This window comes from Fictibacillus enclensis (genome assembly GCF_030123385.1).
Lineage (GTDB): Bacteria > Bacillota > Bacilli > Bacillales > Fictibacillaceae > Fictibacillus_C > Fictibacillus_C enclensis.
The window spans coordinates 88823-113455 of the sequence record NZ_CP126109.1 but is presented as its reverse complement, the minus strand read 5'-3'; the positions used below and the strand labels follow the sequence as shown (position 1 = coordinate 113455).

The 24633-nt window shown below is 49.3% G+C and carries 10 protein-coding genes, 11 tRNA genes, 6 rRNA genes, 1 pseudogene and 1 other annotated feature; all 28 genes and pseudogenes read right to left on the bottom strand.

The window, feature by feature from the left end; translation table 11 throughout:
* Window positions 1-84: 84 nt before the first annotated feature.
* Window positions 85-329 (bottom strand) — a binding site (T-box leader).
* A gap of 65 nt (window positions 330-394) precedes the next feature.
* Window positions 395-1861, bottom strand: coding sequence for a glutamate--tRNA ligase (gene gltX, locus QNH15_RS00590; RefSeq protein WP_283891857.1), 1467 nt, complete (start codon window positions 1859-1861; stop codon window positions 395-397).
* 51 nt (window positions 1862-1912) lie between these two features.
* Window positions 1913-2389: a 2-C-methyl-D-erythritol 2,4-cyclodiphosphate synthase gene (gene ispF, locus QNH15_RS00585; protein ID WP_283891855.1), complete on the bottom strand. Its 477-nt coding sequence runs from the start codon at window positions 2387-2389 to the stop codon at window positions 1913-1915.
* The gene (gene ispD / locus QNH15_RS00580) at window positions 2364-3077 is read right to left on the bottom strand and encodes a 2-C-methyl-D-erythritol 4-phosphate cytidylyltransferase (RefSeq protein ID WP_283891853.1); all 714 of its coding nucleotides are present in this window, start codon (window positions 3075-3077) and stop codon (window positions 2364-2366) included. The genes ispF and ispD overlap by 26 nt, the downstream gene beginning before the upstream one ends.
* Window positions 3078-3137: 60 nt before the next feature.
* A complete protein-coding gene (locus QNH15_RS00575; RefSeq protein WP_283891851.1) occupies window positions 3138-4229 on the bottom strand; it encodes a PIN/TRAM domain-containing protein in 1092 nt (363 codons plus the stop codon).
* An 84-nt stretch (window positions 4230-4313) separates the two neighbouring features.
* Window positions 4314-5387 carry a DNA integrity scanning diadenylate cyclase DisA gene (gene disA / locus QNH15_RS00570; protein WP_061975624.1) on the bottom strand — a complete coding sequence of 358 codons (1074 nt, stop codon included), beginning with the start codon at window positions 5385-5387 and terminating at the stop codon, window positions 4314-4316.
* A 3-nt stretch (window positions 5388-5390) separates the two neighbouring features.
* Window positions 5391-6767: a DNA repair protein RadA gene (radA, locus tag QNH15_RS00565; RefSeq protein ID WP_283891849.1), complete on the bottom strand. Its 1377-nt coding sequence runs from the start codon at window positions 6765-6767 to the stop codon at window positions 5391-5393.
* 195 nt (window positions 6768-6962) lie between these two features.
* Entirely contained in the window at window positions 6963-9395 is a 2433-nt protein-coding gene (clpC, locus tag QNH15_RS00560; protein WP_283891848.1) for an ATP-dependent protease ATP-binding subunit ClpC, read from the bottom strand.
* Window positions 9396-9420: 25 nt separating this feature from the next.
* Entirely contained in the window at window positions 9421-10488 is a 1068-nt protein-coding gene (gene mcsB / locus QNH15_RS00555; RefSeq protein ID WP_283891847.1) for a protein-arginine kinase McsB, read from the bottom strand.
* A gap of 3 nt (window positions 10489-10491) precedes the next feature.
* Window positions 10492-11028: a protein-arginine kinase activator protein McsA gene (gene mcsA / locus QNH15_RS00550; RefSeq protein WP_283891846.1), complete on the bottom strand. Its 537-nt coding sequence runs from the start codon at window positions 11026-11028 to the stop codon at window positions 10492-10494.
* Between the two features lie 37 nt (window positions 11029-11065).
* The gene (locus QNH15_RS00545) at window positions 11066-11536 is read right to left on the bottom strand and encodes a CtsR family transcriptional regulator (RefSeq protein ID WP_061975615.1); all 471 of its coding nucleotides are present in this window, start codon (window positions 11534-11536) and stop codon (window positions 11066-11068) included.
* 208 nt (window positions 11537-11744) lie between these two features.
* Window positions 11745-12610: pseudogene (locus QNH15_RS00540) on the bottom strand (ABC transporter substrate-binding protein).
* Window positions 12611-12874: 264 nt separating this feature from the next.
* Window positions 12875-12990, bottom strand: a 5S ribosomal RNA gene (gene rrf / locus QNH15_RS00535).
* Between the two features lie 311 nt (window positions 12991-13301).
* Window positions 13302-16240: ribosomal RNA gene (locus QNH15_RS00530) — 23S ribosomal RNA — on the bottom strand.
* A gap of 189 nt (window positions 16241-16429) precedes the next feature.
* Window positions 16430-16505 (bottom strand) — tRNA-Ala (locus QNH15_RS00525).
* Window positions 16506-16529: 24 nt separating this feature from the next.
* Window positions 16530-16606: transfer RNA gene (locus tag QNH15_RS00520), tRNA-Ile, on the bottom strand.
* Between the two features lie 90 nt (window positions 16607-16696).
* A 16S ribosomal RNA gene (locus tag QNH15_RS00515) occupies window positions 16697-18244 on the bottom strand.
* 170 nt (window positions 18245-18414) lie between these two features.
* Window positions 18415-18490, bottom strand: a tRNA-Ala gene (locus QNH15_RS00510).
* Between the two features lie 10 nt (window positions 18491-18500).
* Window positions 18501-18577, bottom strand: a tRNA-Pro gene (locus QNH15_RS00505).
* Between the two features lie 3 nt (window positions 18578-18580).
* A tRNA-Arg gene (locus tag QNH15_RS00500) sits at window positions 18581-18657 on the bottom strand.
* Window positions 18658-18674: 17 nt separating this feature from the next.
* Window positions 18675-18763 (bottom strand) — tRNA-Leu (locus QNH15_RS00495).
* A 13-nt stretch (window positions 18764-18776) separates the two neighbouring features.
* Window positions 18777-18851, bottom strand: a tRNA-Gly gene (locus tag QNH15_RS00490).
* Between the two features lie 7 nt (window positions 18852-18858).
* Window positions 18859-18943: transfer RNA gene (locus tag QNH15_RS00485), tRNA-Leu, on the bottom strand.
* Window positions 18944-18961: 18 nt separating this feature from the next.
* Window positions 18962-19037: transfer RNA gene (locus QNH15_RS00480), tRNA-Lys, on the bottom strand.
* Between the two features lie 8 nt (window positions 19038-19045).
* A tRNA-Thr gene (locus QNH15_RS00475) sits at window positions 19046-19121 on the bottom strand.
* Window positions 19122-19128: 7 nt separating this feature from the next.
* Window positions 19129-19204 (bottom strand) — tRNA-Val (locus QNH15_RS00470).
* Between the two features lie 9 nt (window positions 19205-19213).
* Window positions 19214-19329: ribosomal RNA gene (gene rrf, locus QNH15_RS00465) — 5S ribosomal RNA — on the bottom strand.
* A 311-nt stretch (window positions 19330-19640) separates the two neighbouring features.
* Window positions 19641-22579, bottom strand: a 23S ribosomal RNA gene (locus tag QNH15_RS00460).
* Window positions 22580-22797: 218 nt separating this feature from the next.
* Window positions 22798-24345, bottom strand: a 16S ribosomal RNA gene (locus QNH15_RS00455).
* Together the 16S, 23S and 5S rRNA genes with 11 tRNA genes alongside form the textbook arrangement of a ribosomal RNA operon.
* Window positions 24346-24633 lie beyond the last annotated feature (288 nt).

The window sequence follows — 24633 nt, the reverse complement described above, 5'->3', positions numbered from 1 at the left end:
ATTTCCGCCGGTAAATCTTCCATTTCCGCTTGTAAACCCCGTGGAACCCCGCATGGGCATATAAAAAAGCGCCCTGTGCATATGCACAGAGACGCTTTTGGCGCGGTTCCACTCTGTTTAACAACAAAAATACGAAAAACAACGAGGAAATTCGGTATTTTTGCTCTTCCCTTGTACTCCGTAACGTGGAGGGCCGCTTTTATCTACTATTGGTTCGATAAAAGGCTCCGAGGTGCACTTCAGTTTCCTTTTTCATAAACCACTTTCAGCCAAGGTGGTTCTCTCTAATATGAAAATGAGAAACTTACTCTCCTCATCCTTGCTGTCGCTGTAATTAATTTCTTTTAATATATTACATTGCGAGCAAAATGTTAACTAATTTTGCCTGATAAATTTATGCAAGGTGCGCTGCCGTATGATCCAGGCGTTTCAGGATCTCTTCTTTTCCGAACAGGGAAATGGCCTGCGGAAGGTCCGGTCCGTGCGTTTGACCTGTGGTTGCTACGCGGATTGGCATAAAGAGATTTTTCCCTTTTTGCTTTGTTTCCTTTTGGGTTGCCTTGATCGCAGCCTTTACTTCTTCTGCAGAGAAATCGGTGATCGCTTCAACGTGCCCTTTGAAGGAAGCGACAACTTCAGGAACGGTTTCGCCTTTAAGCACTTCAAGTGCTTCTTCTTCATATTCAATCTTTTTCTTGAAGAACACGTCGGTCTGCTCAACGATTTCAGCGCCGTAGCTGAGTTTTTCTTGATAAAGAGCTACAAGCTTGGCTGCCCACTCACGGTCCTCTGCTGACATGTCCTCTTTTAAGCGTCCGGCTTCCACCAGATGCGGAATCGTAAGCTCAATGACCGTTTCCAGGTCTTGCTTTTTCATGTACTGGTTGTTTACCCAAAGCAGTTTCTGCTTGTCAAAAATAGCCGGAGCTTTGGAAAGGCGGGAAGCATCAAAAATTTCGATGAACTCATCCTTTGTAAAAATTTCTTCCTCTCCAACTGGAGACCAGCCAAGCAGTGCAATGAAGTTAAACAACGCTTCAGGAATATAGCCGAGCTGTTCATACTGTTCAATGAACTGAATGATCGACTCGTCACGCTTGCTGAGCTTTTTACGATTTTCGTTAAAAATCAGCGTCATGTGGCCAAACACCGGTGGTTCCCAGCCGAATGCTTCATAAACCATCAGCTGTTTTGGTGTGTTGGAGATATGATCATCCCCGCGCAGTACATGCGAAATCTTCATCAAATGATCATCGATGGCCACCGCAAAGTTATACGTTGGGATGCCATCTTTTTTCACAATGACATAATCCCCGATCCCATTGGAATCGAATGAAACATCACCTTTTACCATATCGGAAAATGCATAGGTGTGGTCTGCCGGCACAGCAAAACGAATGCTCGGCTTTCGTCCTTCCGCCTCAAGCGCCTTGCGCTGATCCTCAGTAAGATGACGGCACTTTCCGGAATAGTGCGGCGTTTCATTTCGTGCTACCTGCTCGTCGCGTGAAGCTTCAAGCTCCTCTTCTGTACAATAGCATGGATAAGCCAAACCGCGGTCAAGCAAATCCTGATAATGCTCTTTATAGATGTCCAGGCGCTCCATTTGAGTGTATGGACCGTACTCTCCACCGACATCAATGCTTTCATCCCAGTCGATGCCCAGCCATTTTAAATACGTTAACTGGCTTTCCACTCCGCCCTTGATATTTCGCTTTTGGTCTGTGTCTTCAATACGGATGATCATTTTGCCGTTATGATGACGGGCAAACAAATAATTAAACAGCGCCGTTCTTGCATTCCCTATATGTAAATGTCCTGTTGGGCTTGGCGCATACCTTACCCTTACGTCGTTTGACATTTTACGTCCACCTCGTTCATTTTTATGCTTTGTTCATTGTATCACTTTCGTCTACTTTTTTGTAATAAGGATTACTGCGTTGGCAGCAATACCCTCACTGCGGCCCGTAAAGCCCAGCTTCTCGGTTGTCGTCGCCTTTACGTTGATCTGGTCAGTTTCCGCTCCAAATATTCCGGCAATGACACTACGCATTTCCTCGATGTATGGCGCCATTTTTGGCTTTTGAGCAATGATGGTGCAATCCACATTGTTAAGTTCGTATCCCTTTTGCTTCACAATCTCCCATGACTCCTGAAGAAGTTTTTTGGAATCGGCATCTTTAAAGGCTTCATCTGTGTCCGGAAAATGCTTGCCGATGTCCCCTTCTCCTGCAGCACCGAGCAACGCGTCCGTAACGGCATGCAAAAGCACATCCGCATCAGAGTGGCCAAGCAGGCCCTTTTCAGAAGGAATCGTGATTCCCCCGATAATCAGTGGCCGCCCTTCCACCAGCTGGTGCACATCATAGCCTTGTCCCACTCGAATCATATGTTTCTCTCTCCCTTTGTTCCAAAATGGCATTGGCAAAAATAAGATCGTGTACGGTCGTTAATTTAATATTTAAATAATCTCCCTCAACGATGGAAACCGGGTACCCTGTCTGCTCCACCAGGCTGGCATCATCGGTGCCGAGATAGCCCGATTCCGCCGCTTTTTGGTGGGCCTGTAAAACGACAGGCAGACGAAAAGCTTGTGGTGTTTGGACAGCCCACAAGCTCGCACGGTCTACCGTTTCCGTCACGGTTTCGCCCTTTGCTTTTTTCACCGTATCTTTTAACGGAACCGCCAGAATAGCGGCTCCTGTTTCATTTGCTTTAACCACGAGTTCATGGATGTTGTCTTGCTGGACAAAAGGACGGGCACCATCATGAATCAACGCAAGATCCGTTTCCGCCACTGCCTTCAGTCCTTCAAATACACTGTGCTGACGCTCCGCTCCGCCACGAACAATCTTGGTGACCTTTTGAATAGAAAAACGGTCCACCAGCTCATGAAATTGATGCTGCTCCGCCTCGTTCACGACGAGGATAATTTCACGGCACCATGGATCTTCCTCAAAGACGGACAGCGTATGGGCAATCAGCGGCTTTCCCTTCAGCTCGATCCATTGTTTGTTCTTGCCTGCATTCATCCTTTTCCCCTGTCCCGCTGCAGGGATTACCATGCTATACTCCAACAACCTTCTCCACCACTCTAGACTGCATACAGAGAAATCAGCTCTCCTGTAAGCTTGTAGTTATAATGCTTTTTCCAGCAGTTTCGGCTTGGCAAAAATCATCCGTCCGGCAGATGTCTGCAACACACTGGTAACCAAGACATCAATCGTCTTGCCAATGTAATTTCTGCCTTCTTCGACTACGATCATCGTGCCGTCATCCAAATAGCCTACTCCCTGATTATGTTCCTTGCCGTCCTTGATCACCTGCACGATTAATTCTTCACCCGGAAGTACGACAGGTTTTACCGCGTTGGCAAGATCATTTATGTTCAATACTAACACATTTTGAAGCTCACAAACCTTGTTCAGGTTAAAATCATTGGTTACAACGACACCAGACAGCAGCTGGGCAAGCTTCACCAATTTGCTGTCAACCTCGCTGACCTCTTCAAAGTCTCCTTCGTAAATTTCAACCTTGATCGAAAGCTCTTTTTGGATGCGGTTCAGGATATCCAGCCCCCGCCTTCCTCTGTTTCGTTTCAGGACATCAGAGGAATCAGCAATGTGCTGAAGCTCTTCCAGTACAAAACGGGGAATAATCAGCGGACCTTCCAAAAAGCCAGTCTGGCAAATATCGGCTACCCTGCCGTCAATGATGACACTGGTATCCAGAATTTTGTACTTCCCTTTCAGCTTTTCTTCTTCAACATCCTTTTTTCGTTCTTTTCCGGCCCGGTTAATGGAAAAAAGGGCGATGAGTTCGTCCCGCTTTTTAAAGCCCACCTGAAATCCGAGATACCCGAGCAAAAGGGTAAGAAAGATAGGAAGAACAGAACTAAAGACCACGATATTGATGTTGTTAAGCGGAAGCTGCACAAAAAACGCTACTATAAGTCCAAATATAAGTCCGATTGTTCCAAAGAGTACATCCGTGACCGGTGCTTTAACGACGGTTTCTTCCACCCATCGAATCAGCCCAACGATGTAATCTGTTACCCAAAATGTAGATAAAAAGAATATAAGTGCCCCCAAGACCGCTCCCGCATAAGACGACGTTAATTCGCTGGGCAAATCACCCAAATTCAATATACGGATAATGTCAGGGACATAGATAAAACCAAGCATGCCGCCAACAACAACAAAAAATAGCTGTACAAACCTTTTTAGCATGCATTTCACCTCCCTTAACCATTATTTACAGAAAGTCTGTTTTGAAACGTGTTCGTGTGAGAATTTCCATAAAATTTTCGTCATTTAAATATGCCTGTCTACAAAAAGCTGCTCCTGAATCCGTTTCAGCCCTTCCTTAATTTTCTTGGCGCGAATTTCCCCGATGCCTTCCACTTCATCCAGTTCTTTGATGGAAGCCCGGAGAATGCTCGGAAGACTGTCGAACGTGCCGATCAAATTCTCTACAATCAGAGTTGGAAGTCTTGGAATCTTTGAAAGGATACGGTAGCCGCGCGGATGAACCGTTTCCTCCTGCACATTAGCGGAAGGCGAATGCCCCAGCAGTTTAACAATGACATTCTCGTCAAACAGTTCATCACTCGACAGTTTCTTCAGCTGCCGCAGAATATGAGCCGGGTCGTGCTTTCTGTCTTTTACATAATCCTTGATCAGAAGAACAGCCTCATCTTCAATGTTAGCGACAAGTTCTTCCATCTGCATCCGTATTAATCTTCCCTCGACGCCTAACTCATTAACATATTTTATGATTTCATTCTTTATTCTTAGAACCATTTCAATACGATGAATGACCTGGGATACTTCCTGGAACGTCACCAGTTCTTCAAATTCCAGGGCGCCGAGGTTGGTAACACTCTGGTCAAACACAACTTTGTACTTTTCAAGCGTTTGGATCGCCTGATTGGCCTTCGTTAAAATAACACCAATATCTTTCAGCGAGTAGCGGATCACACCCTGATAGAGCGTGATGACATTTCGGCGCTGCGAGATGGAAATGACAAGGTTCCCTGTCTGGCGGGCCACCCGTTCAGCCGTTCGGTGCCGAATTCCCGTTTCCGTGGAAGGAATGGAGGTATCCGGTACAAGCTGTGTATTGGCGTACAGGATGCGTGATGCATCCTCGCTCAGGATGATGGCTCCATCCATTTTGGCCAGCTCATACAGAGATGCAGGAGAATATTTACAGTTGATAGAGAACCCTCCATCAACGAGCTGAGTGACTTTATCATTATAACCGACAACAATGAGGCCGCCGGTGTTGGCACGGAGCACATTGTCTATACCCTCTCTGAGGGGCGTTCCCGGCGCAACAAGCTGCAGCATGTTGCTGATGATTGCTTCTTTTAGAATATGATCCATACGTTATCCTCCCAAAGTATAGTGCAATGTCTCTTCGACAGTAGACACACCGATAACCTCAATTCCCTTAGGGATCGTCCAGCCCCCAAGGTTTTTATCCGGAATGATGGCCCTCTCAAAACCCAGCTTGGCTGCTTCATGGATCCGCTGGTCAATCCTCGATACCCGCCGGACCTCGCCTGTTAATCCCACCTCGCCAATGATCACATCAGTCGGGCGTGTGGGCGCATCCCGAAAGCTCGAAGCGATGCTTACAGCCACCGAAAGGTCAACAGCCGGCTCATCCAGCCTTACTCCTCCAGCAACATTCAGGTAAGCATCCTGGTTTTGAAGCAAAAGGCCGACCCTTTTTTCAAGAACCGCCATCAGAAGCGAGACACGGTTGTGGTCAATGCCGGTAGCCATCCTTCTTGGATTTCCAAAACTTGTAGGAGATACTAATGCCTGTATTTCTACAAGCATGGGCCTGGTTCCTTCTAATGAGGCAACAACAGTTGATCCCGCTACGCCTTTCGAACGTTCCTCCAGGAAAATTTCCGACGGATTGAGCACCTCAGCAAGGCCCAGCTCCTTCATTTCAAATACGCCGATTTCATTAGTTGAGCCGAAGCGGTTTTTAACCGCCCGTAAGATCCGGTACGTATGATGGCGCTCTCCTTCAAAGTAAAGCACAGCATCCACCATGTGCTCAAGCATCCTCGGGCCGGCGATGGCCCCTTCTTTTGTCACATGGCCCACGATAAAAATGGCAATGCCTTTCGTTTTGGCGATCCGCATAAAATGCGAAGTACATTCTCTCACCTGGGAAACACTGCCCGGAGCACTTGTCACTTCCGGCCGGTAAACCGTCTGAATGGAGTCAATGATCACAACCGACGGATTAATTTCGTTCACCGCTTTTTCAATCAGATCCAGGTCCGTCTCTGCCAAAACAAACAGCTCTTTGGCCGCTATATCCAGGCGGTCCGAACGAAGCTTCGTCTGCTTGACGGATTCCTCTCCTGAAATATACAGCACCTTTTGCCCGTGCTCTGCCAATTTAGCAGAAGTTTGCAAAAGAAGGGTAGACTTTCCGATACCGGGATCACCGCCAACCAATACGAGGGATCCCGGTACAATGCCGCCTCCGAGTACACGGTTCAGCTCTGTTGTATGCGTATTGATCCGCGGCTCCTGCTCACTTTTTACAGAAACAATGGATTGGGGCTTTTGCTGTGTGCCGGATGAGGAAGAGGTGGATAACCCCCTGGTTGGGGTATCTTTCTTGATGACTTCTTCCACCATGGTGTTCCATTGGTGGCAGCCCGGGCATTTCCCCATCCATTTAGGTGATTCATAACCACATTCCTGGCACATAAAAACAGATTTGTTCTTGGCCATTACGTTCTCCTCTATGTTCAACTGTCGTCTGACAGCAGACAATTTCTTTCTTTTTATCTCTATGTCTTTATTTTAGCAAACATCATACCCCTCTTTCCATTGGGGGCATTTGGAATTCTGACAAATCGTAAATATCATGAAAAAAACCCGGAAGACATGTATGTCTCCCGGGTTCTGTCAAAACGATCCTGACGATTATGAAGAAGCTCCGACGGTCTCTACAACAAAGTCGTTATTGTCGACATCGATTTTGACCGTGTTGCCTTTGCTGATGTTTCCTCGTAACAGCTCTTCCGATAAGCGGTCTTCGATTTTACGCTGTAATGCACGGCGCAATGGACGTGCTCCATAATCCGGATCATAACCTTCATCCGTAATCTTATCCAATGCAGCCTCGGTAAGCTCGATTTCAATGCCCTGATCTTTAAGACGGTTGACCAAGGATTCTGCCATCAGTGTAACGATCTGCTTGAGATGTGTTTTCTCAAGGGAATGGAACACAATGATCTCATCGATACGGTTCAAGAACTCTGGGCGGAACGCCTTTTTCAGCTCAGCCATCACTTTCGTTTTCATGTCGTTGTACTGTTGATCTTCTGTATGAACAGTGAATCCGAGTGAGCTGTTGCGTTTGAGCGTGCTTGCACCGACATTGGACGTCATGATGACGACCGTGTTTCGGAAGTCCACGGTACGCCCTTTTGAGTCGGTTAAGCGGCCATCTTCAAGCACTTGCAGCAAAATGTTAAATACTTCAGGATGCGCTTTTTCAATCTCATCCAGCAGGATAACAGAGTAAGGCTTGCGGCGAACTTTTTCAGTCAGCTGTCCGCCTTCTTCGTGTCCTACGTATCCTGGAGGTGAACCGACCAATCGGGAAGTCGTGTGTTTTTCCATATACTCGGACATGTCGATGCGAATAATTGCATCTTCGTCACCAAAGAGGGATTCAGCCACGGCACGGGCCAATTCCGTCTTACCAACCCCAGTCGGTCCAAGAAAAATGAAGGAACCGATCGGACGCTTCGGATCTTTTAGGCCGGCGCGTGCACGGCGGATGGCTTTTGAAATGGATTGGACGGCTTCGTGCTGACCAATTACCCGGTTATGAAGGATTTCCTCCAATTTCAAGAGGCGCTCGGTCTCTTCCTCAGCCAGTTTGGAAACCGGTACTCCCGTCCAGCTGGACACCACTTGAGCGATGTCTTCCGGAGTCACTTCGGTGTTTTCCTGACCCTGCTTTTCTTTCCATACGTTCTTGGTTTTCTCCAGTTCTTCACGCAGACGCTGCTCTGTATCCCGGAGTGACGCTGCTTTTTCGAACTCCTGGCTTTGAACCGCGGCGTCTTTTTCCTTGCGCACTTCTTCAAGCTTAAGTTCAAGCTCTTTCAGATTTGGCGGCGCGGTATATGAACGAAGTCTCACTTTGGATGCGGCCTCGTCAATGAGATCGATCGCTTTATCAGGAAGGAAGCGGTCGGAAATGTAACGGTCGGACAAGGTGACCGCTGCTTCGATCGCATCATCCGTAATGGTCACACGGTGATGGGCTTCATAACGGTCGCGCAGACCCTGAAGAATCTGTGTGCTCTCTTCTTTCGTCGGTTCGTTCACCGTAATCGGTTGGAATCGGCGTTCAAGCGCTGCATCCTTCTCAATGTATTTACGGTACTCGTCAAGCGTGGTGGCACCGATACATTGGAGTTCACCGCGTGCAAGCGCAGGTTTTAAGATATTGGAGGCATCAATTGCGCCTTCTGCGCCGCCTGCCCCGATCAAGGTATGAAGTTCATCAATGAAAAGAATGATATTTCCTGCCTGGCGGATTTCATCCATCACCTTCTTCAGACGGTCTTCAAATTCGCCGCGGTATTTTGTTCCCGCAACCACGGTTCCCATATCCAATGTCATTACCCTTTTATCACGAAGGGTTTCAGGTACTTCATTGTTGATGATTTGCTGGGCAAGGCCTTCGGCGATCGCTGTTTTACCTACGCCGGGCTCACCGATCAGAACCGGGTTGTTTTTTGTTCTTCGGCTCAACACCTCAATGACCCTCTGGATTTCCTTGGATCGGCCGATGACCGGATCCAGGCTGCCATCCTTGGCGATTGCGGTCAAGTCTCTCGCAAGACTGTCCAGAGTCGGTGTATTTGCATTGGTGGAAGCCCCTCTGTGGTTGGAGGATGCTTCATTGCTTCCAAGGAGCTGGAGCACCTGCTGGCGGGCCTTGTTCAGGCTGACGCCCAAATTGTTAAGTACACGGGCTGCTACTCCTTCTCCCTCACGAATCAGACCCAAAAGAATATGCTCTGTTCCCACGTAAGAATGTCCGAGCTTTCTCGCTTCATCCATTGACAGTTCAATCACCTTTTTTGCCCTTGGAGTGTAATGGATGGTTTGCACGGATTCCTGACCGCGTCCAATCAGTGTTTCCACTTCTTTTTGGATCTTCTCAGGACCGAGTCCGAGGACATGGAGCGCTTTAGCAGCAATTCCTTCTCCTTCGCGGATTAAGCCAAGCAGAATGTGCTCCGTTCCAACATTATTGTGGCCAAGACGGATGGCTTCTTCCTGTGCCAGCGCAAGTACTTTTTGAGCTCGTTCTGTAAATCGACCAAACATCATAATCATTCACACTCCCATTCGGATTTTAAGCTTCTTCAAGTTCAACTCTTTCCCGGATCAGCGTGGCCCGAAGGATATCACGCTCATCTGGATTTAACATTTCATTGGCATACTGCTGTAAAAAGCCCGGTTGTGTAAGTATCATTAACTCATTTAATATCGATCGGGAAATCCCCTGGATCACTCCCAGATCTATTCCCAGCCTTACATCGGATAGGCATTGCGCCGCTTCCTTCGACTGGATGATCCGGCTGTTGGCCAAGACGCCATATGACCTGAAGATTCGGTCTTCCAGCTGAATTTTCAATCCCTGCTGGAGATTGTTTCGCGCGGCCCTTTCCTGCTGGATCAATTGGAGGACAACGCCACGCAAATCTTCAACGATATCTTCTTCCGATTTCCCAAGCGTAATTTGATTGGAAATTTGGAACACATTTCCCTGAGCTTCTGTTCCCTCTCCATATATTCCTCTCACCACCAGCCCCAGCTGGTTGATGGCCGGAATAATGCGGCTTATTTGTTTGGTAATAACCAAAGCCGGAAGATGCATCATAACAGAAGCTCTAAGCCCCGTTCCAACATTGGTCGGACAGCTTGTTAGGTAGCCTCTTTCTTCGTCGAACGCATAATCCACTTTTTCTTCAAGCCAGTCATCCAGTTCTCCGGCAAGCTTTAACGCTTCTTTCAGCTGGAAGCCTGCAAACAGGCACTGAATTCGCAAATGATCCTCTTCGTTGATCATAATGCTTACCGATTCATCCTCATTCAGCATGACCGCTCCATATTTGGACTGTTCGGCAAGATGAGGGCTGATAAGGTGCTTTTCTACCAATACCCTTTTTGCCAGGGGTTTTAGCTGATCCAGTGAAAGAATTTCAAATTCGCCCCAATTTCCGAACTCCTGGTCCCCATTTGCTTCGTGTAATTTACGAATCACGGTTTCAGATTCTTCTTTGGAAGCAAAATCAGGGAAATTATAATTTTCCAAGTTTCGGGCGAGCCGGATCCTGCTGCTTAGCACAATATCAGAATCAGGTCCTTCTTCCTTCATCCAGGGACTGATGGCTTCACTTATAAAATGTTCAAGTGACACGCTCTATTCCCCCTTTTCCTGATGCTTTTGCTTCTCTAAAAGCCGGATCTTATCACGGGTTTCAGCAGCTTTTTCGAATTCCTCACTCAGGATATACTGTTGCATCGATTTCTTTAAATTCTCCAATTCCCGTTTTTCCTGAAGTCCGCTGCCAATCCGCTTTGGAATTTTCCCCTCATGCTTTGTATTTCCTCCGTGCACCCGCTTTAAAATTGGATCAAGCTTGGAGTCAAATACTTCATAGCAATGGCTGCATCCAAAACGGCCAATTTTGGCAAACTGTTGATATGTCATGCCGCATTTCGGGCACACCAGAACTGATTGCTGAGAAAGTCCCGGAGAAGCTGTTCCCGATATCGCCGGATCTCCGTAAAGAAGTCCGGAAAGCAGCTGATGAATAGAGAATGTATTCGACCCTGGAAGGAATTCTCCTTTTTCTTTTGCACAATGCTCACAAATATGAAATTCTGTTTTCTGTCCGTTTACAATCTTTGTAAAGTGCAAAGTGGCAGGCCGTTCATGGCATTCCTGGCAAAACATTTTATTCTCCTCCCCTATTAATAAATGTGATACAACGTTATCTGGTTCTAAATTTTAGCGTCCGAATCATGCCTTTTAATAATTCGGCTCTCAATTGATCACGCTCAGGAAGGTCTAACACTTGAAGAACAGTGCGGTCAATGACACTCAGCATAATTCTCGCCTCGCGTTCCGATATGATCTGTTCATCCAGCAGCCGCAGCACCACATTTTCGGCATTCCCCTGTGAAATGCGGTCATTGATCAAAAGCAGCAGCTGGTCAATCAGGTGGACGTAATTTTCTGTTTTGACCTTAATAATGCGGATATATCCCCCGCCCCCCCGTTTGCTTTCCACAACAAATCCTTTTTCTACGGTGAATCGTGTATTAATAACATAGTTGATCTGGGAAGGGACACACTGGAATTTTTCAGCAATATCCGTCCGTTTGATTTCAATAAATTTATCATTCGAACCTGCAAGGACCTGCTTCAAATATTCTTCAATAATGTCTGAGATATTTCTCAACCTGCTACCCTCCCCTCTGACTTTGACTATCTTTGACTATATGTATATATTATAGTCCGTTTCCCAGGTTATATGCAACTAATGAATACTTTCTGCCTCATAGGGGAACAAGGTATTTCTCTCACAGTATTACCCGATATTTTTCCTGTTAATCGTTCCTTTTTGAAGGATTAAAAAAAGAAGCCCCTCAAAAATATCGCCGGGACTTCTACTGAAACAATCTATTGCTTGGAAAAGATTTTTTTGCCTGGTCCATCGCCATCTTATTGCCTATCGCCGAATAATCAAGCCACGGCTGATCGGGAATCACATAAACATGTTTGTTTTTTACTGCTTTTAACCCTTTCCAGATCGAAGAGTTTTCCATCTGCTTAAAGGCGGTTTTTGATTGATCGTCCTGATTCACTATGACAAAAATCGCATCTGCATCAAAATCAGGCAGCACCTCCTGGGAGATCACTTGATATGGCTGGCATCCACTTTTTTATCCCCATTTGCGGGAGTAAGCCCTAAATCATCAAATAGAATGCGGCCCACGGGACGAGCGGTGCCAAATACACGCAGCTCTTTGGCGGTTACACGAATCGCCATCGCCCTGCTGTTTTTTCCAAGTTCTTGTTTGATTAAGCCTTTTACTTCTTTTGTTTCCTTCTCGTAATCTTCGACCAATTCATTAGCCTGTTTTTCACGATTAACAAGTTTCCCTATTTTTTTCAAATGGTCTCTCCATGTCCCTTCATCAAGGTTAAAAACATGAACAGGCGCAATTTTTTTGAATTTGTCGAGTTCTTTTCCACCATATTCTTCGTCCATATAAATAGCTGAGGGCTTTAAAGCAAGCAGGGCTTCCATATCAGGATCAGCTGCAGGCCCAAGTTTTTTTGTGTTTTTCAACCCGTCTTTCACGTGAGGAAGAAAATCCCTTAATCCCCCGCCGACCACTGAATCTGCAGGTGTAATGCCCAGCGCCGGGAGATCATTGGTCAAGTGGATGGACAAGGGAGCAATTTTTTGATTTCCGTTTTTTTCATCGCCTGATGGTTTACTGTCATCGGTATTAAAATAAGGACTAATTGAGGGGTTTTTTGTGCGGGCAAAGCTGGAACGCGGGAGGGTTCGAGGATTTGAGGCTCTGCTGATCCCCTGGTGGCTAGGATACTTGCGGTTCGACATGATTTAGTTGCGGGTTGGCCACTCTTACTTGCGATTCGACATGATTTAGTTGCGGTGATCGGGAATTTAGTTGCGGTTCGACACAATTTACTTGCATATCACGTCATTTTCATCTTTCGACAAAACAAAAAAGCACCGCTGATTTCTCAACAGTGCTTCATTTTTGCCCGGCAACGTCCTACTCTTACAGGGGGAAGCCCCCAACTACCATCGGCGCTGAAGAGCTTAACTTCCGTGTTCGGTATGGGAACGGGTGTGACCTCTTCGCTATTGCCACCAGACATATATCGGTTTGTGATCAACGGCGATTTTCTTCGTCAGCTTCACTCCTCCTCTTCCTCATGTACGGTAAAGTACACTCCGGAGAGTCGTCGTTTTGCTTCCTCGAATCTCTTGTCGCTGACAAACCTTTTGTTTTTGAGGCATATTCCCTCAAAACTAGATAACTTCATCCAAACTTACTGATAACGTCCAGCTTCATGAACCATATCCTCGAGGTCGTTTCGTCCCTTCCGACGAACACCAAAACCGTGTTCTTGTCAGGGTCTCCAACGCTTGTCGGATATAAGCGGTTCATTCCGCTTTTGTTTTTAAGGATAAGCCCTCGACCGATTAGTATCTGTCAGCTCCACGTGTCACCACGCTTCCACACCAGACCTATCAACCTCATCATCTCTAAGGGGTCTTACTCACTTGACGTGATGGGAAATCTCATCTTGAGGGGGGCTTCATGCTTAGATGCTTTCAGCACTTATCCCGTCCACACGTAGCTACCCAGCTATGCCCCTGGCGGAACAACTGGTACACCAGCGGTGTGTCCATCCCGGTCCTCTCGTACTAAGGACAGCTCCTCTCAAATTTCCTGCGCCCGCGACGGATAGGGACCGAACTGTCTCACGACGTTCTGAACCCAGCTCGCGTACCGCTTTAATGGGCGAACAGCCCAACCCTTGGGACCTACTTCAGCCCCAGGATGCGATGAGCCGACATCGAGGTGCCAAACCTCCCCGTCGATGTGGACTCTTGGGGGAGATAAGCCTGTTATCCCCAGGGTAGCTTTTATCCGTTGAGCGATGGCCCTTCCATGCGGAACCACCGGATCACTAAGCCCGACTTTCGTCCCTGCTCGACTTGTAGGTCTCGCAGTCAAGCTCCCTTGTGCCTTTACACTCTGCGAATGATTTCCAACCATTCTGAGGGAACCTTTGGGCGCCTCCGTTACGATTTAGGAGGCGACCGCCCCAGTCAAACTGCCCACCTGACACTGTCTCCGAACCGGATCACGGTTCCAGGTTAGAATTTCAATACAGTCAGGGTAGTATCCCACCGACGCCTCCATCGAAGCTGGCGCTCCGACTTCTCAGGCTCCTACCTATCCTGTACAAACTGTACCAAAATCCAATATCAAGCTGCAGTAAAGCTCCATGGGGTCTTTCCGTCCTGTCGCGGGTAACCTGCATCTTCACAGGTACTATAATTTCACCGGGTCTCTCGTTGAGACAGTATCCAAATCGTTACACCTTTCGTGCGGGTCGGAACTTACCCGACAAGGAATTTCGCTACCTTAGGACCGTTATAGTTACGGCCGCCGTTTACTGGGGCTTCAATTCAGAGCTTCTCCCCTAAGGGATAACCCCTCCTCTTAACCTTCCAGCACCGGGCAGGTGTCAGCCCCTATACTTCGCCTTGCGGCTTCGCAGAGACCTGTGTTTTTGCTAAACAGTCGCTTGGATCTATTCACTGCGGCTCTCTCGGGCGATAAACCCTACCAGAGCACCCCTTCTCCCGAAGTTACGGGGTCATTTTGCCGAGTTCCTTAACGAGAGTTCTCCCGATCATCTTAGGATTCTCTCCTCGCCTACCTGTGTCGGTTTGCGGTACGGGCACCTCTTTCCTCACTAGAGGCTTTTCTTGGCAGTGTAGGATCAGGGACTTCGGTACTGTAATTTCCCTCGCCGTCACAGCTCAGCCTTCACGATTGCGGGATTTGCCTCACAATCAGCCTAACTGCTTAGACGCGCATTTCCATTCGCGCGCTCTCCCTACCTTCCTGCGTCCCCCCGTCGTTCAAACGGAAAGGAGGTGGTACAGGAATTTCAACCTGTTGGCCATCGCCTACGCCTTTCGGCCTCGGCTTAGGTCCCGACTAACCCTGAGCGGACGAGCCTTCCTCAGGAAACCTTAGGCTTTCGATGGACAAGATTCTCACTTGTCTTTCGCTACTCATACCGGCATTCTCACTTCAAAGCGCTCCACCAGTCCTTCCGGTCTGACTTCACCGCACTTCGAACGCTCCCCTACCACTGTACCTGACGGTACAATCCATAGCTTCGGTGATACGTTTAGCCCCGGTACATTTTCGGCGCAGAGTCACTCGACCAGTGAGCTATTACGCACTCTTTAAATGGTGGCTGCTTCTAAGCCAACATCCTGGTTGTCTGGGCAACTCCACATCCTTTCCCACTTAACGTATACTTTGGGACCTTAGCTGATGGTCTGGGCTGTTTCCCTCTTGACTACGGATCTTATCACTCGCAGTCTGACTCCCGCGGATAAGTCTCTGGCATTCGGAGTTTGACTGAATTCGGTAACCCTGTGGGGGCCCCTAGTCCAATCAGTGCTCTACCTCCAGGACTCTAGCCGCGAGGCTAGCCCTAAAGCTATTTCGGGGAGAACCAGCTATCTCCGTGTTCGATTGGCATTTCACCCCTACCCACACCTCATCCCCGCACTTTTCAACGTGCGTGGGTTCGGGCCTCCATTCAGTGTTACCTGAACTTCACCCTGGACATGGGTAGATCACACGGTTTCGGGTCTACGACAACGTACTATGGCGCCCTATTCAGACTCGCTTTCGCTGCGGCTCCGCCTTCTCGGCTTAACCTTGCACGTTATCGTAACTCGCCGGTTCATTCTACAAAAGGCACGCTGTCACCCGTTAATGGGCTCCAACTACTTGTAGGCACACGGTTTCAGGATCTCTTTCACTCCCCTTCCGGGGTGCTTTTCACCTTTCCCTCACGGTACTGGTTCACTATCGGTCACTAGGGAGTATTTAGCCTTGGGAGATGGTCCTCCCGGATTCCGACGGGGTTTCACGTGTCCCGCCGTACTCAGGATCCACTCAGGAGGGAACGAAGTTTCAACTACAGGGCTGTTACCTTCTTTGGCCGGCCTTTCCAGACCGCTTCATCTACCCCGTTCCTTTGTAACTCCATGTAGAGTGTCCTACAACCCCAGAGGGCAAGCCCTCTGGTTTGGGCTGTTTCCGTTTCGCTCGCCGCTACTCAGGAAATCGCATTTGCTTTCTCTTCCTCCGGGTACTTAGATGTTTCAGTTCCCCGGGTATGCCTTCTCATATCCTATGTATTCAGATATGGATACCATCCCATTACGGATGGTGGGTTCCCCCATTCGGAAATCCCCGGATCAACGCTTACTTACAGCTCCCCGAGGCATATCGGTGTTCGTCCCGTCCTTCTTCGGCTCCTAGTGCCAAGGCATCCACCGTGCGCCCTTTCTAGCTTAACCTTTAACACGATCGTAAGATCGTTAAAAATAGTACTAAATCAGCGCACAACTAATGAATTAGTTGGCTTGTTTGGATGTTTCGTTATCTAGTTTTCAAGGAACATGACGTGCATTTCATCGGTGTTGCCTTCAAGAGACAACTTTTATATTATACCGACTAAAAAAGAAAATGTCAACAGCATTTTCTAATGGTGGAGCCTAGCGGGATCGAACCGCTGACCTCCTGCGTGCAAGGCAGGCGCTCTCCCAGCTGAGCTAAGGCCCCATCTTGTCTTTATTAGAATGTGTATGGTGGGCCTAAATGGACTCGAACCATCGACCTCACGCTTATCAGGCGTGCGCTCTAACCAGCTGAGCTATAGGCCCATGTACCATATATAGAGAGAAGTTCTCTCAAAACCAAACAAAAGCTCAGAGTAAGATTCATGAGGCACCTGAGTGCTCATGTCTCCATAGAAAGGAGGTGATCCAGCCGCACCTTCCGATACGGCTACCTTGTTACGACTTCACCCCAATCATCTGTCCCACCTTCGGCGGCTGGCTCCAAAAGGTTACCCCACCGACTTCGGGTGTTACAAACTCTCGTGGTGTGACGGGCGGTGTGTACAAGGCCCGGGAACGTATTCACCGCGGCATGCTGATCCGCGATTACTAGCAATTCCGGCTTCATGTAGGCGAGTTGCAGCCTACAATCCGAACTGAGAGTGGCTTTTTGGGATTGGCTCGGCCTCGCGGCTTCGCAACCCTTTGTACCACCCATTGTAGCACGTGTGTAGCCCAGGTCATAAGGGGCATGATGATTTGACGTCATCCCCACCTTCCTCCGGTTTGTCACCGGCAGTCACCTTAGAGTGCCCAACTGAATGCTGGCAACTAAGGTCAAGGGTTGCGCTCGTTGCGGGACTTAACCCAACATCTCACGACACGAGCTGACGACAACCATGCACCACCTGTCACTCTGTCCCCCGAAGGGGAAAGCTTGATCTCTCAAGTGGTCAGAGGATGTCAAGACCTGGTAAGGTTCTTCGCGTTGCTTCGAATTAAACCACATGCTCCACTGCTTGTGCGGGCCCCCGTCAATTCCTTTGAGTTTCAGCCTTGCGGCCGTACTCCCCAGGCGGAGTGCTTAATGTGTTAACGTCAGCACTGAGGGTGGAACCCCCCAACACCTAGCACTCATCGTTTACGGCGTGGACTACCAGGGTATCTAATCCTGTTTGCTCCCCACGCTTTCGCGCCTCAGCGTCAGTTACAGGCCAAAAAGCCGCCTTCGCCACTGGTGTTCCTCCACATCTCTACGCATTTCACCGCTACACGTGGAATTCCACTTTTCTCTCCTGCACTCAAGTCTCCCAGTTTCCAATGACCCTCCACGGTTGAGCCGTGGGCTTTCACATCAGACTTAAAAGACCGCCTGCGCGCGCTTTACGCCCAATAATTCCGGATAACGCTTGCCACCTACGTATTACCGCGGCTGCTGGCACGTAGTTAGCCGTGGCTTTCTGGTCAGGTACCGTCAAGGTACCGGCAGTTACTCCGGTACTTGTTCTTCTCTGACAACAGAGCTTTACGACCCGAAGGCCTTCATCGCTCACGCGGCGTTGCTCGGTCAGACTTTCGTCCATTGCCGAAGATTCCCTACTGCTGCCTCCCGTAGGAGTCTGGGCCGTGTCTCAGTCCCAGTGTGGCCGATCACCCTCTCAGGTCGGCTACGCATCGTCGCCTTGGTGAGCCGTTACCTCACCAACTAGCTAATGCGCCGCGGGCCCATCTGTAAGCGTCAGCCGAAACCGACTTTCAAAAAAGAAGCAGGCGCTTCTCGTTATCATCCGGTATTAGCTCCGGTTTCCCGGAGTTATCCCCGTCTTACAGGCAGGTTACCCACGTGTTACTCACCCGTCCGCCGCTAAATCAGAGGAGCAAGCTCCTCGTCATTCGCTCGACTTGCATGTATTAGGCACGCCGCCAGCGTTCATCCTGAGCCAGGATCAAACTCTCCAATAAAGTGTTTGATATAGCTCTTAATGTTTAAAAATAAGAAATTGATGGGATTGTAAAATCCCTGACTTACTCTGGCTTTTGTTTGGTTTTCAAAGAACATCAATGCTGCTTTAAAAACAGCAACTTTCATATTGTACCCATTAAAAAAGAAAATGTCAATAGCATTTTCTAAATGGTGGAGCCTAGCGGGATCGAACCGCTGACCTCCTGCGTGCAAGGCAGGCGCTCTCCCAGCTGAGCTAAGGCCCCGAAGTGAAGATGGTCGGGAAGACAGGATTTGAACCTGCGACCCCCTGGTCCCAAACCAGGTGCTCTACCAAGCTGAGCCACTTCCCGTTATGGCGCGCCCTGAGAGATTCGAACTCCCGACCTTTTGATTCGTAGTCAAACACTCTATCCAGCTGAGCTAAGGGCGCATAAAAAAACATTCTATTGGTGCCGAGGGCCGGACTCGAACCGGCACGGTAGTCACCTACCGCAGGATTTTAAGTCCTGTGTGTCTGCCAATTCCACCACCCCGGCAGGCAGAAAAAAATGGAGCGGAAGACGGGATTCGAACCCGCGACCCCAACCTTGGCAAGGTTGTATTCTACCACTGAACTACTTCCGCATCCGTATGGTGCGGGTGAAGGGACTCGAACCCCCACGTCATAAGACACTAGATCCTAAGTCTAGCGCGTCTGCCAATTCCGCCACACCCGCAATATACAATTATAAAACTGGTGAGCCATGAAGGACTCGAACCTTCGACCCTCTGATTAAAAGTCAGATGCTCTACCAACTGAGCTAATGGCTCTCTTTAAGTGGTGCCGGCTAGAGGACTTGAACCCCCAACCTACTGATTACAAGTCAGTTGCTCTACCAATTGAGCTAAACCGGCGAAATAATGGTGGAGGATGACGGGTTCGAACCGCCGACCCCCTGCTTGTAAGGCAGGTGCTCTCCCAGCTGAGCTAATCCTCCATTATGTATGCCCGGCAACGTCCTACTCTTACAGGGGGAAGCCCCCAACTACCATCGGCGCTGAAGAGCTTAACTTCCGTGTTCGGTATGGGAACGGGTGTGACCTCTTCGCTATTGCCACCAGACATATATCGGTTTGTGATCAACGGCGATTTTCTTCGTCAGCTTCACTCCTCCTCTTCCTCATGTACGGTAAAGTACACTCCGGAGAGTCGTCGTTTTGCTTCCTCGAATCTCTTGTCGCTGACAAACCTTTTGTTTTTGAGGCATATTCCCTCAAAACTAGATAACTTCATCCAAACTTACTGATAACGTCCAGCTTCATGAACCATATCCTCGAGGTCGTTTCGTCCCTTCCGACGAACACCAAAACCGTGTTCTTGTCAGGGTCTCCAACGCTTGTCGGATATAAGCGGTTCATTCCGCTTTTGTTTTTAAGGATAAGCCCTCGACCGATTAGTATCTGTCAGCTCCACGTGTCACCACGCTTCCACACCAGACCTATCAACCTCATCATCTCTAAGGGGTCTTACTCACTTGACGTGATGGGAAATCTCATCTTGAGGGGGGCTTCATGCTTAGATGCTTTCAGCACTTATCCCGTCCACACGTAGCTACCCAGCTATGCCCCTGGCGGAACAACTGGTACACCAGCGGTGTGTCCATCCCGGTCCTCTCGTACTAAGGACAGCTCCTCTCAAATTTCCTGCGCCCGCGACGGATAGGGACCGAACTGTCTCACGACGTTCTGAACCCAGCTCGCGTACCGCTTTAATGGGCGAACAGCCCAACCCTTGGGACCTACTTCAGCCCCAGGATGCGATGAGCCGACATCGAGGTGCCAAACCTCCCCGTCGATGTGGACTCTTGGGGGAGATAAGCCTGTTATCCCCAGGGTAGCTTTTATCCGTTGAGCGATGGCCCTTCCATGCGGAACCACCGGATCACTAAGCCCGACTTTCGTCCCTGCTCGACTTGTAGGTCTCGCAGTCAAGCTCCCTTGTGCCTTTACACTCTGCGAATGATTTCCAACCATTCTGAGGGAACCTTTGGGCGCCTCCGTTACGATTTAGGAGGCGACCGCCCCAGTCAAACTGCCCACCTGACACTGTCTCCGAACCGGATCACGGTTCCAGGTTAGAATTTCAATACAGTCAGGGTAGTATCCCACCGACGCCTCCATCGAAGCTGGCGCTCCGACTTCTCAGGCTCCTACCTATCCTGTACAAACTGTACCAAAATCCAATATCAAGCTGCAGTAAAGCTCCATGGGGTCTTTCCGTCCTGTCGCGGGTAACCTGCATCTTCACAGGTACTATAATTTCACCGGGTCTCTCGTTGAGACAGTATCCAAATCGTTACACCTTTCGTGCGGGTCGGAACTTACCCGACAAGGAATTTCGCTACCTTAGGACCGTTATAGTTACGGCCGCCGTTTACTGGGGCTTCAATTCAGAGCTTCTCCCCTAAGGGATAACCCCTCCTCTTAACCTTCCAGCACCGGGCAGGTGTCAGCCCCTATACTTCGCCTTGCGGCTTCGCAGAGACCTGTGTTTTTGCTAAACAGTCGCTTGGATCTATTCACTGCGGCTCTCTCGGGCGATAAACCCTACCAGAGCACCCCTTCTCCCGAAGTTACGGGGTCATTTTGCCGAGTTCCTTAACGAGAGTTCTCCCGATCATCTTAGGATTCTCTCCTCGCCTACCTGTGTCGGTTTGCGGTACGGGCACCTCTTTCCTCACTAGAGGCTTTTCTTGGCAGTGTAGGATCAGGGACTTCGGTACTGTAATTTCCCTCGCCGTCACAGCTCAGCCTTCACGATTGCGGGATTTGCCTCACAATCAGCCTAACTGCTTAGACGCGCATTTCCATTCGCGCGCTCTCCCTACCTTCCTGCGTCCCCCCGTCGTTCAAACGGAAAGGAGGTGGTACAGGAATTTCAACCTGTTGGCCATCGCCTACGCCTTTCGGCCTCGGCTTAGGTCCCGACTAACCCTGAGCGGACGAGCCTTCCTCAGGAAACCTTAGGCTTTCGATGGACAAGATTCTCACTTGTCTTTCGCTACTCATACCGGCATTCTCACTTCAAAGCGCTCCACCAGTCCTTCCGGTCTGACTTCACCGCACTTCGAACGCTCCCCTACCACTGTACCTGACGGTACAATCCATAGCTTCGGTGATACGTTTAGCCCCGGTACATTTTCGGCGCAGAGTCACTCGACCAGTGAGCTATTACGCACTCTTTAAATGGTGGCTGCTTCTAAGCCAACATCCTGGTTGTCTGGGCAACTCCACATCCTTTCCCACTTAACGTATACTTTGGGACCTTAGCTGATGGTCTGGGCTGTTTCCCTCTTGACTACGGATCTTATCACTCGCAGTCTGACTCCCGCGGATAAGTCTCTGGCATTCGGAGTTTGACTGAATTCGGTAACCCTGTGGGGGCCCCTAGTCCAATCAGTGCTCTACCTCCAGGACTCTAGCCGCGAGGCTAGCCCTAAAGCTATTTCGGGGAGAACCAGCTATCTCCGTGTTCGATTGGCATTTCACCCCTACCCACACCTCATCCCCGCACTTTTCAACGTGCGTGGGTTCGGGCCTCCATTCAGTGTTACCTGAACTTCACCCTGGACATGGGTAGATCACACGGTTTCGGGTCTACGACAACGTACTATGGCGCCCTATTCAGACTCGCTTTCGCTGCGGCTCCGCCTTCTCGGCTTAACCTTGCACGTTATCGTAACTCGCCGGTTCATTCTACAAAAGGCACGCTGTCACCCGTTAATGGGCTCCAACTACTTGTAGGCACACGGTTTCAGGATCTCTTTCACTCCCCTTCCGGGGTGCTTTTCACCTTTCCCTCACGGTACTGGTTCACTATCGGTCACTAGGGAGTATTTAGCCTTGGGAGATGGTCCTCCCGGATTCCGACGGGGTTTCACGTGTCCCGCCGTACTCAGGATCCACTCAGGAGGGAACGAAGTTTCAACTACAGGGCTGTTACCTTCTTTGGCCGGCCTTTCCAGACCGCTTCATCTACCCCGTTCCTTTGTAACTCCATGTAGAGTGTCCTACAACCCCAGAGGGCAAGCCCTCTGGTTTGGGCTGTTTCCGTTTCGCTCGCCGCTACTCAGGAAATCGCATTTGCTTTCTCTTCCTCCGGGTACTTAGATGTTTCAGTTCCCCGGGTATGCCTTCTCATATCCTATGTATTCAGATATGGATACCATCCCATTACGGATGGTGGGTTCCCCCATTCGGAAATCCCCGGATCAACGCTTACTTACAGCTCCCCGAGGCATATCGGTGTTCGTCCCGTCCTTCTTCGGCTCCTAGTGCCAAGGCATCCACCGTGCGCCCTTTCTAGCTTAACCTTTAACACGATCGTAAGATCGTTAAAAATAGTACTAAATCAGCGCACAACTAATGAATTAGTTGGCTTGTTTGGATGTTTCGTTATCTAGTTTTCAAGGAACATGGCCACAACAAATGTGTAACCTTATTATGAATTGAAAGAAACGATGTTCTTTCAAAACCAAACAAAAGCTCAGAGTAAGATTCATGAGGCACCTGAGTGCTCATGTCTCCATAGAAAGGAGGTGATCCAGCCGCACCTTCCGATACGGCTACCTTGTTACGACTTCACCCCAATCATCTGTCCCACCTTCGGCGGCTGGCTCCAAAAGGTTACCCCACCGACTTCGGGTGTTACAAACTCTCGTGGTGTGACGGGCGGTGTGTACAAGGCCCGGGAACGTATTCACCGCGGCATGCTGATCCGCGATTACTAGCAATTCCGGCTTCATGTAGGCGAGTTGCAGCCTACAATCCGAACTGAGAGTGGCTTTTTGGGATTGGCTCGGCCTCGCGGCTTCGCAACCCTTTGTACCACCCATTGTAGCACGTGTGTAGCCCAGGTCATAAGGGGCATGATGATTTGACGTCATCCCCACCTTCCTCCGGTTTGTCACCGGCAGTCACCTTAGAGTGCCCAACTGAATGCTGGCAACTAAGGTCAAGGGTTGCGCTCGTTGCGGGACTTAACCCAACATCTCACGACACGAGCTGACGACAACCATGCACCACCTGTCACTCTGTCCCCCGAAGGGGAAAGCTTGATCTCTCAAGTGGTCAGAGGATGTCAAGACCTGGTAAGGTTCTTCGCGTTGCTTCGAATTAAACCACATGCTCCACTGCTTGTGCGGGCCCCCGTCAATTCCTTTGAGTTTCAGCCTTGCGGCCGTACTCCCCAGGCGGAGTGCTTAATGTGTTAACGTCAGCACTGAGGGTGGAACCCCCCAACACCTAGCACTCATCGTTTACGGCGTGGACTACCAGGGTATCTAATCCTGTTTGCTCCCCACGCTTTCGCGCCTCAGCGTCAGTTACAGGCCAAAAAGCCGCCTTCGCCACTGGTGTTCCTCCACATCTCTACGCATTTCACCGCTACACGTGGAATTCCACTTTTCTCTCCTGCACTCAAGTCTCCCAGTTTCCAATGACCCTCCACGGTTGAGCCGTGGGCTTTCACATCAGACTTAAAAGACCGCCTGCGCGCGCTTTACGCCCAATAATTCCGGATAACGCTTGCCACCTACGTATTACCGCGGCTGCTGGCACGTAGTTAGCCGTGGCTTTCTGGTCAGGTACCGTCAAGGTACCGGCAGTTACTCCGGTACTTGTTCTTCTCTGACAACAGAGCTTTACGACCCGAAGGCCTTCATCGCTCACGCGGCGTTGCTCGGTCAGACTTTCGTCCATTGCCGAAGATTCCCTACTGCTGCCTCCCGTAGGAGTCTGGGCCGTGTCTCAGTCCCAGTGTGGCCGATCACCCTCTCAGGTCGGCTACGCATCGTCGCCTTGGTGAGCCGTTACCTCACCAACTAGCTAATGCGCCGCGGGCCCATCTGTAAGCGTCAGCCGAAACCGACTTTCAAAAAAGAAGCAGGCGCTTCTCGTTATCATCCGGTATTAGCTCCGGTTTCCCGGAGTTATCCCCGTCTTACAGGCAGGTTACCCACGTGTTACTCACCCGTCCGCCGCTAAATCAGAGGAGCAAGCTCCTCGTCATTCGCTCGACTTGCATGTATTAGGCACGCCGCCAGCGTTCATCCTGAGCCAGGATCAAACTCTCCAATAAAGTGTTTGATATAGCTCTTAATGTTTAAAAATAAGAAATTGATGGGATTGTAAAATCCCTGACTTACTCTGGCTTTTGTTTGGTTTTCAAAGAACATTTTGCCGAACAACTTCGTTGTTAAAGCCGCTCGCCGTCGCTCATTGGCGACTTTATTATCATATCATGTCGTTCTAGGCTTGTCAACAATCTTTTTTAAAAGTTTTTTAAATCATTTTGTTGATGCTTTTTAGTAAAGCGCCTCAGCGACGAATACTAATATACCACCTATTTAATTCACTTGCAATACCT

Coding starts and splice junctions, on each gene's coding strand:
- mcsA (WP_283891846.1), bottom strand. CDS start 11,028: ATGTTTTGCCAGGAATGCCATGAACGGCCTGCCACTTTGCACTTTACA.
- disA (WP_061975624.1), bottom strand. CDS start 5,387: ATGGATCATATTCTAAAAGAAGCAATCATCAGCAACATGCTGCAGCTT.
- gltX (WP_283891857.1), bottom strand. CDS start 1,861: ATGTCAAACGACGTAAGGGTAAGGTATGCGCCAAGCCCAACAGGACAT.
- clpC (WP_283891848.1), bottom strand. CDS start 9,395: ATGATGTTTGGTCGATTTACAGAACGAGCTCAAAAAGTACTTGCGCTG.
- radA (WP_283891849.1), bottom strand. CDS start 6,767: ATGGCCAAGAACAAATCTGTTTTTATGTGCCAGGAATGTGGTTATGAA.
- ispF (WP_283891855.1), bottom strand. CDS start 2,389: ATGATTCGAGTGGGACAAGGCTATGATGTGCACCAGCTGGTGGAAGGG.
- QNH15_RS00575 (WP_283891851.1), bottom strand. CDS start 4,229: ATGCTAAAAAGGTTTGTACAGCTATTTTTTGTTGTTGTTGGCGGCATG.